Here is a 17,928-nt window from a genome sequence, read left to right as displayed (position 1 = left end):
TCGTGTTACTGGGTGCGGTTCTCACCGCGGTAGTACTCGAAGACCCAGCCCCACAGACCGATCAGGATCAGCGGCGCCGAGAAGTACAGCAGCCACCAGCCGATCGCGATCGACAGGAAGGCGAGGGCGCCACCGACCGCGAGGGAGAACGGCTGCCAGCTGTGCGGGCTGAAGAACCCGACCTCGCCGGCGTCGTCGGCGACGTCCGCTTCCTTGTTGTCCTGTGCGCCCGCGTCGACCCGCCGGGCCGTGAAGCCCAGGTAGAAGCCGATCATGATGCACAGGGCGAAGGCCAGGAAGAGGGCCGTGGTACCGGCCGGTTCCTTGGACCAGACGCCGTAGACGACCGCCATGGCGAGGATGAAGATGCCCAGCCAGGCGAACATCGTGCCCTGAGTCTTCACTTGCCGGCCTCCTTGCCACCAGCCAGAGCCTTCTCACCGTGAGGCGCGTTCTCGAGCTGGTCGAGCGCCGCGATCTCAGGGTGATGCAGGTCGAACGCCGGGGATTCGGAACGGATCCGCGGCAGGGTGAGGAAGTTGTGACGGGGCGGCGGGCAGGAAGTCGCCCACTCCAGCGAGCGGCCGTAGCCCCACGGGTCGTCGACCTCGATCTTCTTGCCGTACTTGGCGGTCTTCCACACGTTGTAGAAGAACGGCAGCAGCGACGCGCCGAGCACGAACGAGCTGATCGTCGAGATCGTGTTCAGGGCGGTGAAGCCGTCGGCCGCCAGGTAGTCGGCGTAACGACGCGGCATGCCCTCGGCGCCCAGCCAGTGCTGGATCAGGAAGGTGCCGTGGAAGCCGATGAACAGCGTCCAGAAGGTCATCTTGCCGAGCCGCTCGTCGAGCATCTTGCCGGTCATCTTCGGCCACCAGAAGTGGAAGCCGGAGAACATCGCGAAGACGACGGTGCCGAAGACGACGTAGTGGAAGTGCGCCACCACGAAGTACGAGTCGGAGACATGGAAGTCCATCGGCGGCGAGGCGAGGATGACACCCGTCAGGCCACCGAAGGTGAAGGTGATGAGGAAGCCGGTCGCCCAGAGCATCGGTGTCTCGAAGGACAACGAGCCCTTCCACATCGTTCCGATCCAGTTGAAGAACTTCACGCCGGTCGGTACGGCGATGAGGAACGTCATGAAGGAGAAGAACGGTAGGAGCACGCCTCCGGTGACGTACATGTGGTGGGCCCACACGGTCACGGACAGGCCGGCGATGGCGATGGTCGCCGCGATCAGACCCATGTAGCCGAACATCGGCTTGCGGGAGAAGACCGGGATGACCTCACTGATGATGCCGAAGAACGGCAGCGCGATGATGTACACCTCTGGATGGCCGAAGAACCAGAAGAGGTGTTGCCATAGCAGCGCTCCGCCGTTGGCCGAGTCGAAGACATGGGCACCGAACTTGCGGTCCGCCTCCAGCGCGAAGAGCGCCGCCGCCAGGACGGGGAAGGCGAGCAGGACGAGCACCGCGGTCAGCAGCACGTTCCACACGAAGATCGGCATGCGGAACATGGTCATGCCCGGCGCGCGCATGCAGATGATGGTGGTGATGAAGTTGACCGAGCCGAGGATGGTGCCGAAGCCGGAGAAGGCCAGACCCATGATCCACATGTCGGCGCCGATGCCCGGGGAGCGGACCGCGTCCGAGAGCGGGCTGTAGGCGAACCAGCCGAAGTCGGCCGCGCCGTCCGGGGTGAGGAAGCCGCCGACCGCGATCAGCGAGCCGAACAGGTACAGCCAGTAGGCGAACATGTTCAGCCGGGGGAAGGCCACGTCCGGCGCGCCGATCTGGAGCGGCATGATCCAGTTCGCGAAGCCGGCGAACAGCGGCGTCGCGAACATCAGCAGCATGATCGTGCCGTGCATCGTGAACGCCTGGTTGAACTGCTCGTTCGACATGATCTGCAGACCGGGTCGAGCCAGCTCGGCGCGCATCAGCAGCGCCATCACACCGCCGATCACGAAGAACGCGAACGACGTGACGAGGTACAGCGTGCCGATCGTCTTGTGGTCGGTGGTGGTGAGCCACTTGACCACGACGTTGCCGGGTTGCCTGCGCCGGACCGGCAGCTCGTTCTCGTACGAGTCCTCAGCTGCGGCGGCACCCTGGGGTTCGTTGAGGATGCTCACAGGTTGTTCGTCTCCCGGTTCTTCTCGTGGCTCGTCTGCGCGATGCCGGCGGGAACGTAACCGGTCTGCCCCTTCTTGGCGAGGTCCTTGAGGTGCTGCTCGTAGCGCTCGGGGGAGACGACCTTCACGTTGAACAGCATCCGGGAGTGGTCGACGCCGCACAGCTCGGCGCACTTGCCCAGGAAGGTGCCCTCACGGTTGGGGGTCACCTCGAAGGTGTTGGTGTGGCCCGGGATGACGTCCTGCTTCATCAGGAACGGCACCACCCAGAAGGAGTGGATGACATCACGCGAGGTGAGGACGAAGCGGACCGTCTTGCCCTTGGGCAGCCACAGGGTCGGGCCCGGGTTGCCCGTCTGCGGGTTCCGGGTGGCGGGGGTACCGGCGTCGTAGACACCGCCCGCGTTCGCCGGGAAGTCCTCCTTGAACCGGTCCGGAATGGCGGCCAGGTTCTTGTCGGTCTTCGCGTCGCCGGTGGAACCTTCGACGGGCTGGACGTAGTTGAAGGCCCAGCTCCACTGGAAGCCCACGACGTTGACGGTGACGTCGGGCTTGTCCTTGAGGCTGAGGAGCTTCGACTCGTCGCGGGCCGTGAAGTAGAACAGCACCGAGACGATGATGAGGGGGACCACGGTGTACAGCGCCTCGATCGGCATGTTGTACCGGGTCTGCGGGGGAACCTCGACCTTGGTGCGGCTGCGCCGGTGGAACATGGCGCTCCACAGGATGAGGCCCCACACCAGCACGCCAGTGGCGAGCGCGGCCGCCCAGGAGCCCTGCCACAGGGAGAGGATCCGCGGGGCCTCTTCTGTGACCGGGGTGGGCATACCAAGGCGGGGGAAGTCTTCCCAGTTGTACGAGCAACCGGTGGCTGTCGCCAGGACCAGGCCCGCGGTCATTGCCTGCAGCAGCTTCCGCCGCATCGGGCGCCGCGGCGAGCGGTCGGAGCCGTTGGGACTCACGTAGCGCCTTCCCGAGAGTCTCGCCCGCGCGGATCGGCTGCGGCCTGGCCTTCTCGCTGGTCGGTCGCCGCCCTGCGTCGGGCAGGGGTTTGGATGTTTATGCGGACCAAACCCTAGCCGACGCCCTCCGGGGGTTCGCGGGGAGGGGGGCCTAGTGGAGTGGGGGGTTCGCTGGATTGGCGGCTGCGGGTCTGTTGTGGTTGCTCGCACAGTTCCCCGCGCCCCTAAAAGGACGTTGCCGTGACCGGACGTTTAGCGTTGCCGTGTGGGCTACTTTGACGCTGCTTCCAGCGCTCCTCTTCATCCTGTCGCTCGGCAGGCTCTTCAGGCCTCCCTTGATGAAGGGTGGGCCGATCCTGCTCGTCTCTATCGGGAAGGGCGGCGGGCGCGGATGCTGTTGGACGCGGCTCGGGAGGCTGCCGCTGAGGCCGTGGGGTGCCGGGCCGATGAGTTGGTGTTCACCTCATCGGGGACCAGGGCCGTCCACTCGGGTGTCGCGGGGGTGTTGGCCGGGCGGCGGCGGGTCGGGCGCCACCTGATCGTGTCTGCCGTCGAACACTCCTCTGTGCTCCATGCGGCTGACACGCATGAGGCTGATGGGGGGACGGTCACCCAGGTGGCGGTGGACCGGGGCGGGGCCGTGAGTGTGCAGGCGTACGCCGATGCCCTCCGTCCGGACACCGCGCTCGCCTGTCTCCAGTCGGCCAACCACGAGGTGGGGACCGAGCAGCCGGTGGTGGAGGTGGCCGGGGTGTGCCGGGAGGCCGGGGTGCCGTTGCTGGTGGACGCGGCACAGTCGCTCGGGTGGGGGCGGGTCGAGGGCGACTGGTCGGTGTTGACCGGGAGTGCCCATAAGTGGGGCGGTCCGTCCGGAGTCGGGCTGCTCGTCGTGCGCAAGGGCGTGCGGTTCGCCGCGCAAGGGCCCGCCGACGAGCGGGAGTCGGGGCGGGCGGCCGGGTTCGAGAACATTCCGGCGATCGTCGCGGCGGCGGCCTCGCTGCGGGCGGTGCGGGCGGAGGCGGCCCAAGAGGCGGTACGGCTGCGGGAGCTGACGGAGCGGATCCGGGCGCGGGTGCCTCGGCTGGTGCCGGACGTCGAGGTGGTGGGCGATCCGGCACGCAGGCTCCCCGGCATCGTCACCTTCTCCTGTCTCTATGTCGACGGGGAGACTTTGCTGCACGAGCTGGACCGTGCCGGGTTCTCGGTGTCGTCCGGTTCGTCCTGTACGAGCAGCACGCTGACGCCCAGCCATGTGCTGAGGGCGATGGGAGTGCTGAGCGAGGGGAATGTGCGGGTCTCGTTGCCGCTGGGGGCCGCCGAGGACGATGTCGAGCGGTTCCTGGAGGTGTTGCCGGGGGCTGTCGCGGGGGTGCGGGAGAAGTTGGGGGCGCCGGTCGCGGAGACGGTCGTACAGGACGACGTGCTGGTGGTGGACTCCCTCGGCAAGCTGTGCCCGATCCCGGTCATCGAACTCGCCAAGGTCATCGGGGATGTGCCGGTCGGCGGCCTGGTCCGGATCCTCGCCGACGACGAGGCGGCCCGCCTGGACATCCCGGCGTGGTGCGAGATGCGGGGGCAGGAGTACGTGGGTGAGGAGCCGGCGGAGAAGGGGACGGCGTACATCGTGCGCCGGGCGACCTGAACGCCCCTTCTCCGCAGCCGGCCGATCAGCTCAGATGGGCCCGGACCTCTTCGCCCGCGTCATGCCCGTACGCCTTGGTGAACCGGTCCATGAAGTGCACCCGCTTCAGCTGGTACTCCTGCGTCCCCACCGTCTCGATGACGAGAGTCGCCAGCATGCACCCGACCTGCGCGGCCCGCTCCAGCGAGACCCCCCACGCGAGCCCGGACAGGAACCCCGCGCGGAACGCGTCACCGACACCCGTCGGGTCCGCCTTGCGCTCCTCCTCGGCGCAGCCGACCTCGATCGGGTCCTCGCCCCGCCGCTCGATGCGTACGCCGCGCGAGCCGAGGGTCGTGATGCGGTGGCCGACCTTGGACAGGATCTCCTCGTCCGACCAGCCGGTCTTGGACTCGATGAGCCCCTTCTCGTACTCGTTCGAGAACAGGTAGGTCGCCCCGTCCAGCAGTATCCGGATCTCCTCGCCCTCCATACGGGCGATCTGCTGGGAGAAGTCGGCGGCGAACGGGATCTGGCGGGAGCGGCACTCCTCGGTGTGGCGGAGCATGCCCTCGGGGTCGTCGGCGCCGATGAGGACCAGGTCGAGGCCGCCGACACGGTCCGCGACGGTCTTCAGCTCGATCAGGCGGGCCTCGCTCATCGCACCCGTGTAGAACGAGCCGATCTGGTTGTGGTCCGCGTCGGTGGTGCAGACGAAGCGCGCGGTGTGCAGGGTCTCGGAGATACGGACCGAGCCGGTGTCGACGCCGTGCCGGTCCAGCCAGGCCCGGTAGTCGTCGAAGTCGGAGCCCGCGGCGCCGACCAGGATCGGGTTCGTGCCCAGCTGGCCCATGCCGAAGGCGATGTTCGCGCCTACGCCGCCCCGGCGTACGTCCAGGTTGTCGACCAGGAAGGAGAGCGAGACCGTGTGCAGCTGGTCCGCGACGAACTGGTCGGCGAAGCGGCCGGGGAAGGTCATGAGGTGGTCGGTGGCGATGGAGCCGGTGACTGCGATGCGCACGGCGTGGAGTCTCCTGCGGGGAGGTTTGATTGACATTCCACGCTACCGTTCGTGACCGGGACGCAGAAGCAGTCAAAAATACCCGATAGTAGATCTTTCTTCACCGGCTCCGACGTGCATACGGTGCCGCTATGACGAAATTCGAGGTCCGCGCGCCCGCTCCGGCCGACCCGGAGGTCGGCCTGGCTTCCCTGCTGGGTGACTGCGCGCGGATGGCTCCGCACTGGGCCGTTCCCGATCGTGTCCTTTCCCGTCCGGTGTCCCCTTCACGCATCCACGGGGTCAAGGTGCCGCCGAGGTCGGCGCGGCTGCTGGAGGCGATGTCCGACTACGGCGACTGAGCGCGCCAGGGAACCGTGCGCTCCCCCGCTGCGTCCCATCGGCGTCCCCCGTAAAGGGGATGCGGGATACGACCCGGTGGACCGGCCTTTTGACAGGGTCGGGTCAGGGTCATGGGACATGTGCGCGGCCGAAGGAGCGATGCGGTGAACACCGAGCGACCCGACAACGACGACGCGGGTGCCTCCGGCAGGGAGGCTGAGGAGGCGCGGGCGGAGAAGGGTGACGTCGGGGCCGAGGGCGACGCGGAGGCTCAGGAGGCTCAGGGGTCCCACGAGGCCGATGAGGCCGACGAGGCCCGGGAAGCTCCCGCCGAGGCCGAGGCCGAAGCCGAGGCTGAGTCCGACGCCGAGGCCGAGGCCGAGCCCGTCGAGGTCCACGAGGCCGTCCAGGACGGCCCGGCCCCGGTCGGGGACCGTGATGGTGCCCGGCGCCGCTCCCCCGCGTTCATCGCCTCCGTCGCCGCGGCCGCGGTGCTGCTCGTCGGCGGCGGTGGGGCCTGGCTCGCCGCGAACACCTCCGGTGGGTCGGACGGCGGTACGGCGTCCGGGGCGTCCGGCGGTGACATTCCCCCGCTGCTGCACCTCGACGGCTTCACCGAGGGCGGAACGAGCGGTACCGGCGGTATCGCGCCCGGGGAGCCCAACCCGTACGGCGCCACCTACAAGGCCGACGGCGAACTGCCGGACGGGCCCGGGTCGGCGGCGGTGTACCGGGCCGGGGGCGAGGTCGGGGCGGCCGAGGTGGCGCGGCTGGCCGAGGCGCTCGGGGTGGACGGGAAGCCGGTGGCGCAGGGAGAGACGTGGAAGGTCGGGGCGTCGGACGGCGCCGGGCCCAGTCTCCAGGTGAACAAGCAGGCACCGGGGACCTGGACCTTCTACCGGTACGCGCCCGGCACGGACAACTGCCGGAGCACCACCGTCTGTGCGAAGACCCCGGCCGACCCCGCCGGTGACCCGGTGAGCGAGGCCGTCGCGAAGAAGGCCGCCGCGCCGGTGCTCAAGGCGGTGGGTCAGGACGACGCGAAGCTCGACGCGAGCCAGATCATGGGCGCCCAGCGGGTGGTGAATGCCGACCCGGTGGTGGGCGGACTGCCCACCTACGGCTGGACGACCGGGGTCACCGTGGACGCCCAGGGCGAAGTGGTCGGCGGAAGCGGCCAGTTGAAGGCGCCGGCGAAGGGTGACACGTACCCCGTGCTGGACGCGGAGAAGACGCTCGGGCTGATGAACGCGGCGCCCGGGGCCGGGCAGCGCATGGGCATCGGCGGCTGCGCCAGTCCCGTACCGCTGAAGGACCGGCTGGAGGCGCCCTGCGGTGCGGAGGCGTCGATGTCGGCGTCGGGGTCGACGGGTACGCCGCCGGAGCAGGACACGATCACCGTGGAGAAGGCGGTGTTCGGGCTGGCCTCACAGTATGTGGACGCGCGGCAGGCGCTGGTGCCGTCCTGGCTGTTCGAGGTGCGGTCGCAGGGTGCGCGGGACAGCTTCACGGTGACGTATCCGGCGATCGACCCGAAGTACCTGGCCTCGGCCACGCCGTCGCAGGAGCCGTCCGGTGAGCCGAGCCCGCGGCCGTCCGGGCCGAAGGACGACGAGCCGACCTCGTCGCCGATCACCCGGAATGTGACGGTGGACGGCTACACGGCCGAGGGCAGCGAGCTGACCGTGGCCTTCACCGGCGGTGTGTGCGCCAAGTACGACGTGAAGGCGAGCGAGAGCGGTGGCGAGGTGACCGTCCGGGTGACCGAGACCTCTCAGCCGGACAAGGTCTGCATCCTGATCGCCAAGCTGTTCCACGAGACCGTACGGCTGGACGAGCCGCTCGGGGACCGCAAGGTCGTGGGCACGGACGGTCAGCGGATCCCGCTGGAGAAGCCGGGCGCCCGGCTTCCGGAGACGTCCGGGGCCCGGTAGGAGCCCTCGGACATGGGAAGGCGGCGGCCCCGTCGGAGGGGGTCGCCGCCTTTCCGCGTGTGGGCGGGACTCAGTTGAAGGAGTCGCCGCAGGCGCAGGAACCCGTCGCGTTCGGGTTGTCGATCGTGAAGCCCTGCTTCTCGATGGTGTCCACGAAGTCGATGGACGCGCCACCCAGGTACGGAGCGCTCATGCGGTCGGTGACGACCTTGACACCGCCGAAGTCCTTGACGACGTCGCCGTCGAGGGAACGCTCGTCGAAGAAGAGCTGGTAGCGCAGGCCCGAGCAGCCACCGGGCTGGACGGCCACGCGCAGGGCGAGGTCGTCACGGCCTTCCTGGTCGAGCAGGGCCTTCACCTTGGCCGCGGCGGCTTCGCTCAGAATGATGCCGTCGGTGGCGGTGCTGGTCTCGTCCGATACGGACATCTACATCTCTCCCGGGTTGTACGGAGACTGCTTGCCGACTCTTGCAACCGGCGGGTCGGCGGATTCATTCCGGGCCGGATGCTTGTCTTTCGGTCCTTCTTCATGCTCGCACACGGCGCCCGGAGCGGAAAACGCCTCATTCGTGAATGCTCGGGCCCGTCACCGGGATTCACGTCACATCGACATGATGGCCATCGTCAAACTGACGTGAACCGGTTATGATAGATAGCGTCATATCGACGAGAAGTCGTTGAAGGTGTCCCGCTTGACCCGCCGGGTCCGGATTCCCCGGTGCCGGCGAGCCGCAGAACAGAAAGGGTGCGTGTCGTGACCACCGCCCAGACCCAGGAGCTCGACGTACAGCCGACGCCCCTCGCCCTGCTGCTCCTCGGCCGTGAGGCCGACCCGAGGAGCGAGCGTGGCGTCGAGTGTCCCGGCGACCTTCCCTCGCCGTCCGACCCGGACCTGGTCGAGCGCGCTCGCGCTGCCAAGGAGAAGCTCGGCAGCAAGGTCTTCGTGCTCGGCCACCACTACCAGCGCGACGAGGTCATCCAGTTCGCGGATGTGACCGGTGACTCGTTCAAGCTGGCCCGGGACGCGGCCGCGCGCCCGGAGGCCGAGTACATCGTGTTCTGCGGTGTGCACTTCATGGCCGAGTCGGCGGACATCCTCACCAGCGACGACCAGAAGGTCGTCCTTCCCGACCTCGCCGCCGGGTGCTCCATGGCCGACATGGCCACCGCCGAGCAGGTCGCCGAGTGCTGGGACGTGCTGACCGAGGCCGGCATAGCCGAGCAGGTCGTGCCGGTGTCGTACATGAACTCGTCCGCGGACATCAAGGCGTTCACGGGCAAGCACGGCGGCACGATCTGCACCTCGTCCAACGCCGAGCGCGCGCTGGAGTGGGCCTTCGAGCAGGGCGAGAAGGTGCTCTTCCTGCCGGACCAGCACCTCGGCCGCAACACCGCCGTCCGCGATATGGGCATGTCCCTGGAGGACTGCGTCGTCTACAACCCGCACAAGCCGAACGGCGGGCTGACCGCCGAGCAGCTGCGCGCAGCGAAGATGATCCTGTGGCGCGGCCACTGCTCGGTGCACGGCCGCTTCAGCCTGGAGTCGGTGGAGGACGTCCGCGCCCGCATCCCCGGCGTCAACGTCCTCGTCCACCCGGAGTGCAAGCACGAGGTCGTCGCCGCGGCGGACTACGTCGGGTCGACCGAGTACATCATCAAGGCCCTGGAGGCCGCCCCGGCCGGCTCCAAGTGGGCCATCGGGACCGAGCTGAATCTCGTACGGCGGCTGGCGAACCGTTTCGCGCCCGAGGGCAAGGAGATCGTCTTCCTCGACAAGACGGTCTGCTTCTGCTCGACCATGAACCGTATCGACCTGCCCCATCTGGTCTGGGCGCTGGAGTCGCTGGCCGAGGGCAACCTGGTCAACCGGATCGAGGTCGACAAGGAGACCGAGGCGTTCGCGAAGCTGGCGCTGGAGCGGATGCTGGCGCTGCCGTAGGCCGTCCGAGGGTCAGGCGCTCACCCCGACACGGGTTTCCGGTCGGGGTGGGCGGGGTCGAGGGTGAAGACGTCGCCGTCCGGGGTGGCGACCACCAGGGCGCCCTTGTGGAGCAGCACCTCGGTCTGCGAGAGGCCTCCCTGGCTCGTCACCCGCTGAGCGCGCGGCAGGGTCTCCCACAGCGGTGTGCCCTTCTTCGTGTCGAGGGCGGCGACCCGGCCGCTCGCGCTGGCCAGGTAGACCACGCGGGCGCGCGGGTCGTACGTCACTCCGCTGGGCTGCTCCAGGCTGGTCCGGGTCTGCCACAGCCGCTCGCCCGTCCGGGCCGAGGCGGCGGTCACCTGGCCGGAGGACGTGACGAACCACAGCGTGCCGTCCGCCAGCGTGACCCGGCCCTCGAACTCCTCCGCCAGCTTTGTCGAACGGGCCTCACCGGTGTCCGGGTCGATCAGCCGGATCAGGGAGAACGGCCCCTGGGCGCCGTCCCCCGACACGTTCCCCTGCTCGTCCTCGGCCAGGTCGAGGAAGAGCAGGCGGCCGTCGTACGACCCGACGAGTCTGCCGCGATTGGGCACCGCCAGACGGCGTGCCGTGCCGTCCGTCCGGTCCAGTGTCAGGAGCAGTGCCTCCTTGGAGGGTGCCATCTCCGGGCCGCACCGCAGGAGGAGGTCCGCGCCGACGCCGGTCGGGTCGCAGTACTGCCCGGCCGGCAGCGTCGCCGTCCAGCGCACGGCGCCGGTGCGCGGCGAGCGGGCGGTCACCGCGCCTTCGCCGCCGGCCGGCATGACCACGAGCCCGCCGGAGACCGTCGCGTCCATGGGACCGCCGGTCAGGGTGCGATGCCAAAGCGGTTCGCCGGTCCCGGTGTCGAGGGCGGCGAGCATGATGCTGGAGTCACCTCCCGCGACGGGGGTGTGCTCCTGCCGGACCAGCATCGCGTCGTCCTCGACGCCGAGGACCGAGTAGTTGTAGGTGCCCTGCTTCCGGCCGGACGGCAGTGCGTCGGCCCGCCAGTCGGTCCGTCCGGTCGCCCCGTCGAGGCGCATCGGCAGGACACCGTCACCCGCGCAGTAGACGGCGCCCTCGTACAGCCGGCACTCCGGGCCACCGCCCAGTCCGCTCCCTTCGGCCGTCCCCTTCTTCACACCGTGCGCGGCGGTGGCGTCCACCGTCGTCTGCCAGGGCTTCCAGCCGGACGGGACGGCCGCCCAGCGCGAGGGCGCGGCGGCACCGGCACCGGCACCGGCCGGGGCGCCGTCGTCCCCGGGCCCGAGCAGCAGGTACCCCGTCAGACCGAGCGCGAGGGCACCGACCGTGCCGGCCGTGGCCCACAGGGGGCGTACCCGGCGCCGGCCGGGGGGCTCGGCGGGGCGGGTGCGGACCATGGCCACCTCGTCCGAGCGCAGCGTCACGGTGGCCTGGTCGTCCTCGCCCGTCTCGGGCAACGTGGCCACGAACTCCCCTTCCAGGGCGTCCAGTTCGGGCCGGTCGGCGGGCTCCTTGGCGAGGCAGCGCTCCAGGATCGCTTGGAAAGGCCCCGGCACACCGTCCAGTACGGGGGCGTCGTGGACCACCCGATAGGCGGTGAGATAGGGGCTGTCGGCGTCGAAGGGGCCTTTGCCCGTGATCGTGAAGACCAGCAGGGCGCCCAGGGAGAAGACGTCGGAGGCCGGGCCCACCGAGCGGGCGTCGGTGAGCTGTTCCGGGGACATGAAGGGCGGGGTGCCGATCATCTGGCCGGTCTCGGTGAGGGTGTTGTGGTTCTCGGCCGCGCGGGAGATGCCGAAGTCGATGACGCGGGGGCCGTCCTCGGCCATCAGGACGTTGGCGGGTTTGAGGTCGCGGTGGACGACACCCGCCCGGTGGATGTCCCGCAGCGCCTCGACCAACCCGAGCGCCAGCCGCCGCAGTTCGGTGCCCTTGAGCGGGCCCCCGTCGCGGATCCGGGCGGCGAGGGAGGGCCCGGGCACGTACTGGGTCGCCATCCAGGGCCGTACCGCCTCCGGGTCGGCGTCCAGCACCGGTGCGGTGAAGGCGCCGCTGACCTTGCGGACGGCCTCGATCTCCTGGCGGAAACGGGTGCGGAAGACCGGGTCCTCGGCGTACTGCGCGTGCACCACCTTGACGGCGACCTCGCGTCCCGAGCGGGCCCGGCCCCGGTAGACCACCCCCATGCCCCCGGATCCGAGGCGGCCGACGAGCCGGTACCCGCCGATCGACTTCGGATCGTCCTTGTACAGCGGCACGCCCGATGCCCCTCCCCCGTGATCCCCGTGATGCGGTCCGGGGCTCAGGATACGTAACGCGGAAACGACGGTGGCCGGGTCCCGAACCGGGACCCGGCCACCCAAGCTGCCGGCGATCAGACGCCCGCGGGCTCCGGCTCGTCCGCCTCGTCGGCGGCCGGTGCCGGCTGGATGCCGGCCTTCTTCGCCCGCTTCGCCGCACGCTTCTTCGCCCGGCGCTCCTTGCGGAGCTCCAGCATCGCGTACAGCGTCGGCACGAGGAGGAGGGTCAGCAGCGTCGAGGTGATCAGACCGCCGATCACCACCACGGCCAGCGGCTGGGCGATGAAGCCGCCCTCGCCGGTGACGCCCAGGGCCATGGGCAGCAGGGCGAAGATCGTCGCCAGGGCCGTCATGAGGATGGGCCGGAGGCGGTGGCGGCCACCCTCGATCACGGCCTCCACGACGCCGTAACCCTGCTTCCTGTACTGGTTGATGAGGTCGATCAGCACGATCGCGTTCGTCACCACGATGCCGATCAGCATCAGCATGCCGATCATCGCGGGGACGCCCATCGGGGTGCCGGTCGCCACCAGGAGGCCGATCGCGCCGGTCGCCGCGAACGGGATCGACACCAGCAGGATCAGCGGCTGGGCCAGCGAACGGAAGGTCGCGACCAGCAGCATGAACACGATCGCGATGGCCGCCAGCATCGCCAGGCCCAGGTTGGCGAACGCGTCGTCCTGGTCCTCGGAGACACCGCCGATCGAGGCCGTCGCGCCCGCCGGGAGCGTCAGGCCGTTGATCTTCGACTGGAGGTCGGTGCTGACCGCGCCGGTGTTGTCACCGGTCGGCTTCGCCGTGATCGTGGCGGCGCGCTGGCCGTCGATACGGGTCATCGAGACCGGGCCGTCCACCAGCTTGACGTCGGCGATGTCGCCCAGCTTCACCGGGCCAAGACGCAGGTCCTGAAGCTCCTTCAGCGTCGTCGCCGGCTTCGCCGACCTGATGACGACGTCGCGCTCGGTGTCGTCGAGGGTCGCCTGGGCCGCAGTGTTGCCACGCACCGCCTGGGCCACCGCCATGCCGAGGGTCTGGTCGTTGAAGCCCGCCGCGGCCGCCTTGTCGTTGGCCTTGACCGAGATACGCGGCACGCTCTGCGCCAGGTCGCTGGTGACGTCGGTGACGTCGTCCAGGCCCGCAACGGCTTCCCGTACCTGCTCGGCCGCCTTGCGCAGGACCTCCCCGTCGGCCGCCTTCACGACGACGCTCAGGTCCTGGGCGCCGAAGCCGTCACCGGCCGCGATGGTGGTCGTACCGACGCCGTCCAGCTTCTTCAGACCGGCCTCGATACGGTCCTGGACGTCGTCGTACGACGCCGAGTCCTCCAGCATCACCTGGTACGACGCCTGGTTGGTGTCGGTGCCACCGCCGAAGGCCGCCATGAAGCCGGACGAGCCGACCGTGACCTGGTAGTCCTTGACGCCCTTGGTGTCGGCGAGCAGCTGTTCGACCTTCTTGGCCTGCTCGTCGGTCGCCGCCAGGCTGGTGCCCGGCTTCAACTCCTGCTTGACGGTGAGGACTTCCTGCTCGCCCTGGTCGAAGAAGTTCGTCTTCAGCAGCGGCGCCATGCCGAAGGTGCCGATGAGGATGACGATCGCCAGCAGCACGCTGGTGAGGCGGCGCCTCGTCGCGAACCGCAGGACGGGGACGTAGATCCGCTGGAGGCGGCTCTTCGCCTCCTTCTCCTCCGCGATCCGGCGCGCCTCCTGGGCGTCCTCCGGGGTGCCCTTGGGGGCGCGCAGGAACCAGTACGACAGCACCGGTACGACCGTCAGCGACACCAGCAGCGAGGCCAGCAGGGCCGCCGTCACGGTCAGGCTGAACGAGCCGAACAGCTCGCCCACCATGCCGCCGACCAGGCCGATCGGCAGGAAGACGGCGACCGTGGTGAGGGTGGAGGAGGTGACCGCTCCGGCGACCTCGCGGACCGCCTTGAGGATGGCGTCCTCGCGCTCCTCGCCGTAGCCGAGGTGGCGCTTGATGTTCTCCAGGACCACGATCGAGTCGTCGACGACCCGGCCGATGGCGATGGTGAGCGCGCCGAGCGTCAGCATGTTGAGGGAGAGGTCGCGCGTCCACAGCACGATCAGGGCCAGGACCACGGAGAGCGGGATGCTCACGGCCGTGACCAGCGTCGAGCGAATCGACGCCAGGAACACCAGGATGATCAGGACCGCGAAGAGCAGACCGAGCGCGCCCTCCGTCGTCAGACCGTCGATGGACTTCTTCACTGCCGGGCCCTGGTCGCTGACCACGGTGACCGTGGCGTCCGAGCCGAGGTCCTTGCGGATCTCCGGAAGCTTGTCCTCCACGGCGTCCGAGATGGCGACCGCGCTGCCGTCACGGTCCATGGTGACCGCGACCGCGAGGGACGGCTTGCCGTCGGTACGGGTGATGGAGTCGGCCGGGGCCTGCTCCTGCTTGACGTCGGCGACATCACCGAGGCGGACCGGCTTGCCTTCGGAGCCGGCCTCGCCGGTGACCATCAGGTCCTCGATCTGCTTCACCGAGGTGAAGCCGCCGCCGACCTGGACGGTGCGGTTGTCGCCGTTCTCGTCGAAGGATCCGGCCGGGACGGTGGCGCCGCCCGCCTGGAGGGACTGGGAGATGGCCGCCGAGGTCAGACCGGCCTTCGCCAGCTTCGCGTCGTCCGGGGTGACGGTGACCTGGAGGTCGCGCACACCGTCGACGGTGACCTGGCCGACGCCGTCGATCTCCTTCAGGTCCGGCACCAGGGTGCGGTCGATCTCGTCGGCCAGGGCCTGCTGGTCCTTGGCGGAGGTGACGGCGAGGACCACGGTCGGGATGTCGTCGGTGGAACCGGCGATGACCTGCGGGTCGACATCGTCGGGCAGCTGCACACGGGCCCGGTTGACGGCCTGCTGGACATCGGCGACGAGCTGCTGGTTGTCGGGGCCGTAGTCGAAGGACGCCATGATCACGGCGTTGCCCTCGCTGGCCGTGGAGGTGACGCCGGTGATGCCGTCGACGGCTTCGAGGCTGTCCTCGATCGGCTCGACGACCTGCTTCTCGACCACGTCCGGCGAGGCGCCCTGGTACGGGGCGAGCACGGACACCATCGGAAGTTCGATGGAGGGCAGCAGCTGCTGCTTGAGCTGGGGTATCGCGATCGCGCCGAAGGCGATCGCGATGATCGACATCAGGCCTATCAGGGCACGTTGGGCGAGGCTGAATCGGGACAGCCAGGACATGGGTTCAGGGTCTCTCTTCTGTGAGCGGCAGAAGTGGGCAGGTACATCTGCGGCGCACATGTGAGCGCCCGCCCTTACACCCTGAGCCATCGAGGAGGCCGATTTCCTAGGCCCCAGGTCCATTTCCTTATACGGCGCATACTCCGGGTGCAGTATGCGCGGCCGGGCTCACTCCACCCTTGGACGTACCAGCCCCGACTCGTACGCGATCACCACCAGCTGGGCCCGGTCGCGGGCGCCGAGCTTGGACATGGCCCGGTTGACATGCGTCTTCACGGTCAGCGGGCTGACCTCCAGGCGCTCGGCGATCTCGTCGTTGGAGTGCCCGCCGGCGACCTGGACCAGGACCTCGCGCTCACGGCCGGTGAGGGCGTCGAGCCGCTCGGCGCGGGCCGGGTCGCGGTCGTCGTCCGCGCCGTCGCCCTGGGCGAGGAAGCGGGCGATCAGGCCCTTGGTGGCGGCCGGCGAGAGCAGGGCCTCGCCGCCGGCGGCGACGCGGATGGCGCTGAGGAGTTCGTCGGGTTCGGAGCCCTTGCCGAGGAAGCCAGAGGCGCCGGCGCGCAGCGACTGCACGACGTAGTCGTCGACCTCGAAGGTGGTGAGGATGACGACCCGGACATGGGCGAGGGTCGCGTCGGCGCTGATCATGCGGGTGGCGGCGAGGCCGTCGGTGCCGGGCATCCGGATGTCCATCAGCACGACGTCGGCCCGCTGCTCCTTGGCCAGCCGCACCGCCTCCGCCCCGTCGGACGCCTCACCGACGACCTCCATGTCGGACTCGGAGTCGACCAGCACCCGGAAGGCGCTGCGCAGCAGGGCCTGGTCGTCGGCGAGCAGGACGCGGATGGTCATGCGGGGTCCTCTGCGGGAGGTGGGGACGGGGGTGGGGCTTCGTCATACGGCGGGGTCATACGGCGTCTTCCGCGGCGCGCGTACGGGTCTTGACCGGCAGGATCGCATGGACGCGGAAACCGCCGCCGTAGCGGGGGCCGGTGGTGAGGGTGCCGCGCAGGGCGGTGACGCGTTCGCGCATGCCGAGCAGGCCATGGCCGCCGCCCTCGGGGGTGTCGTCGTCGCCTGCGCCGTCGTCGAGGACGGTGATCTCGATGTTGGGCCCTACGCGCACGACGCTGACCTCGGCCTTCGCCTCCTGCCCCGCGTGCTTCTGCACATTGGTGAGGGCCTCCTGGATGACCCGGTACGCGGCCAGGTCGACGGCGGCGGGCAGCGTGACGCCCTGGTCCGCGCGGGCGACCTCGACCTGGAGGCCCGCGTTTCGGAAGGTGCCGGCGAGTTCGTCGAGGCGGGAGAGGCCGGGGGCGGGTTCGGTGGGGGCCTCGGGGTCGCCGGACTGACGGAGCAGGCCGACGGTGGCGCGGAGTTCGTTGAGCGCGGAGCGGCTGGCCTCCCTGACATGGGCCAGGGCCTCCTTGGCCTGGTCGGGGCGCTTGTCCATGACGTGAGCTGCGACGCCGGCCTGCACATTGACCAGGGCGATGTGGTGGGCGACTACGTCGTGCAGATCACGGGCGATCCGCAGCCGCTCCTCGGCGACCCGGCGGCGTGCCTCCTCCTCGCGGGTGCGCTCTGCCCGGTCGGCGCGCTCGCGGATCGCGGCGACGACGGCACGGCGGCTGCGGACCGCGTCGCCGGCGGTGGCGCCGATGCCGGTCCAGGCGAAGATGGCGAGGTTCTCCTGGGCGTACCAGGGCAGGGGGCCCGCGAGCATCGCGGAGCCGGTCAGCACGGTGATGGTGAGCAGGCCGATGCGCCAGGTGGTGGTGCGGTCGGTGGTGGAGGCGACGGTGTAGAGGGCGATGACCGCGGACATCGCGACCGGGGCGCGGGGTTCGGCGGTGACGGACTCGATCACGGAGACGGCGCCGGTGACGGCGAGGACCGTCATGGGGGCGCGGCGACGGAAGACCAGGGCCGCGGAGCCGAGGGCGATGAGGAGGAGGCTGAGCGCATCCGGGGTGCGCAGGGCCCAGGTGACGCCACTCTTCCCATGCGGATCCACGAACGAGCCGGCCACCGTGCAGGCGAGAACACCGAACGCGATGGCCGCGTCCAGCGCCATGGGGTGCGCCTTGACATGCCGCCGCGCGCGTTCGAGGGTGCTCACGCTTGATTACGGTACGGCGTCCCTGCAGGGCTTGGAACGGGGGCCGCTGATATGGCTCACCCCGGGATCAAGCCGTCATCGCTCAGCAGCTCCCGTACCTCCTCCAGCGTCGCGTCCGGCGACGGCAGGATCAGTTCCGACGGTTCCAGGGAGTCGTCGGGGAGCGGGGTGCCCAGTTCGCGGACCTTGGAGAGGAGTGCGGCGAGGGTGCGGCGGAAGCCGGGCCCGTCGCCGTTCTCCATTTCCCCGAGGAGTTCGTCGTCGAGTTTGTTCAGCTCGGGCAGGTGGCTGTCGGACAGCTTCACCTGCCCCTCACCCATGATCCGGACGATCATGTCGCCCATCTCGCCCTCCTCGGCGTGGGCCCC

Annotated in this window: 14 protein-coding genes; 4 read left to right on the top strand and 10 right to left on the bottom strand. The window is 69.7% G+C overall.

The genetic code is table 11. The features are described 5' to 3' along the window. Positions 1–5: 5 nt before the first annotated feature. From IE325_RS15015 to ctaC, 3 genes are read right to left on the bottom strand one after another with little or no spacing between them, the layout of a single operon-like run. Positions 6–404, bottom strand: coding sequence for a cytochrome c oxidase subunit 4 (locus tag IE325_RS15015; RefSeq protein WP_190070392.1), 399 nt, complete (start codon positions 402–404; stop codon positions 6–8). Beyond that, positions 401–2,137: an aa3-type cytochrome oxidase subunit I gene (ctaD, locus tag IE325_RS15010; RefSeq protein WP_190070391.1), complete on the bottom strand. Its 1,737-nt coding sequence runs from the start codon at positions 2,135–2,137 to the stop codon at positions 401–403. The genes IE325_RS15015 and ctaD overlap by 4 nt, the downstream gene beginning before the upstream one ends. Further along, on the bottom strand, positions 2,134–3,099 hold the full coding sequence (gene ctaC / locus IE325_RS15005; RefSeq protein ID WP_190070390.1) for an aa3-type cytochrome oxidase subunit II: 966 nt from the start codon (positions 3,097–3,099) through the stop codon (positions 2,134–2,136). Before ctaC ends, ctaD begins: the two co-directional genes overlap by 4 nt. A 265-nt stretch (positions 3,100–3,364) precedes the next feature. Between ctaC and IE325_RS15000 the strand changes: the two genes are divergently transcribed. Further along, on the top strand, positions 3,365–4,741 hold the full coding sequence (locus IE325_RS15000; RefSeq protein ID WP_190070389.1) for a cysteine desulfurase/sulfurtransferase TusA family protein: 1,377 nt from the start codon (positions 3,365–3,367) through the stop codon (positions 4,739–4,741). 25 nt (positions 4,742–4,766) lie between these two features. Here IE325_RS15000 and IE325_RS14995 read toward each other — a convergent pair whose 3' ends face one another. After that, positions 4,767–5,741 (bottom strand): carbohydrate kinase family protein, encoded by a 975-nt coding sequence (locus IE325_RS14995; RefSeq protein WP_190070388.1) that lies wholly within the window; start codon positions 5,739–5,741, stop codon positions 4,767–4,769. A gap of 131 nt (positions 5,742–5,872) precedes the next feature. Here IE325_RS14995 and IE325_RS14990 point away from each other — a divergent pair, with 131 nt between their 5' ends. Both IE325_RS14990 and IE325_RS14985 read left to right on the top strand, forming a co-directional pair. Beyond that, positions 5,873–6,082, top strand: coding sequence for a hypothetical protein (locus tag IE325_RS14990; RefSeq protein ID WP_190070387.1), 210 nt, complete (start codon positions 5,873–5,875; stop codon positions 6,080–6,082). Between the two features lie 144 nt (positions 6,083–6,226). Continuing rightward, a complete protein-coding gene (locus IE325_RS14985; protein WP_190070386.1) occupies positions 6,227–7,996 on the top strand; it encodes a hypothetical protein in 1,770 nt (589 codons plus the stop codon). Positions 7,997–8,066: 70 nt separating this feature from the next. On the opposite strand, the gene IE325_RS14980 is transcribed toward IE325_RS14985, so the two are convergent. Next, positions 8,067–8,423: an iron-sulfur cluster assembly accessory protein gene (locus IE325_RS14980; protein WP_190070385.1), complete on the bottom strand. Its 357-nt coding sequence runs from the start codon at positions 8,421–8,423 to the stop codon at positions 8,067–8,069. A 327-nt stretch (positions 8,424–8,750) separates the two neighbouring features. Here IE325_RS14980 and nadA point away from each other — a divergent pair, with 327 nt between their 5' ends. Further along, the gene (gene nadA / locus IE325_RS14975) at positions 8,751–9,935 is read left to right on the top strand and encodes a quinolinate synthase NadA (RefSeq protein ID WP_190070384.1); all 1,185 of its coding nucleotides are present in this window, start codon (positions 8,751–8,753) and stop codon (positions 9,933–9,935) included. A 20-nt stretch (positions 9,936–9,955) separates the two neighbouring features. Here the strand turns inward: nadA and IE325_RS14970 are convergent, their stop codons facing one another. The 5 genes from IE325_RS14970 to pspAA form a co-directional block, all read right to left on the bottom strand. After that, positions 9,956–12,181 carry a serine/threonine-protein kinase gene (locus IE325_RS14970; RefSeq protein ID WP_190070383.1) on the bottom strand — a complete coding sequence of 742 codons (2,226 nt, stop codon included), beginning with the start codon at positions 12,179–12,181 and terminating at the stop codon, positions 9,956–9,958. 116 nt (positions 12,182–12,297) lie between these two features. After that, on the bottom strand, positions 12,298–15,435 hold the full coding sequence (locus IE325_RS14965) for an efflux RND transporter permease subunit (protein WP_190070382.1): 3,138 nt from the start codon (positions 15,433–15,435) through the stop codon (positions 12,298–12,300). 168 nt (positions 15,436–15,603) lie between these two features. Beyond that, a complete protein-coding gene (locus tag IE325_RS14960; RefSeq protein WP_190070381.1) occupies positions 15,604–16,287 on the bottom strand; it encodes a response regulator in 684 nt (227 codons plus the stop codon). Between the two features lie 55 nt (positions 16,288–16,342). Continuing rightward, positions 16,343–17,560, bottom strand: coding sequence for a sensor histidine kinase (locus tag IE325_RS14955; protein ID WP_190070380.1), 1,218 nt, complete (start codon positions 17,558–17,560; stop codon positions 16,343–16,345). 56 nt (positions 17,561–17,616) lie between these two features. Beyond that, positions 17,617–17,895, bottom strand: a complete 279-nt coding sequence (pspAA, locus tag IE325_RS14950) for a PspA-associated protein PspAA (RefSeq protein ID WP_190070810.1) — start codon at positions 17,893–17,895, stop codon at positions 17,617–17,619. Positions 17,896–17,928: the final 33 nt, after the last annotated feature.

The organism is Streptomyces lanatus, from assembly GCF_014655715.1.
GTDB lineage: Bacteria > Actinomycetota > Actinomycetes > Streptomycetales > Streptomycetaceae > Streptomyces > Streptomyces lanatus.
This window is presented reverse-complemented; position numbering and strand designations above follow the sequence as displayed.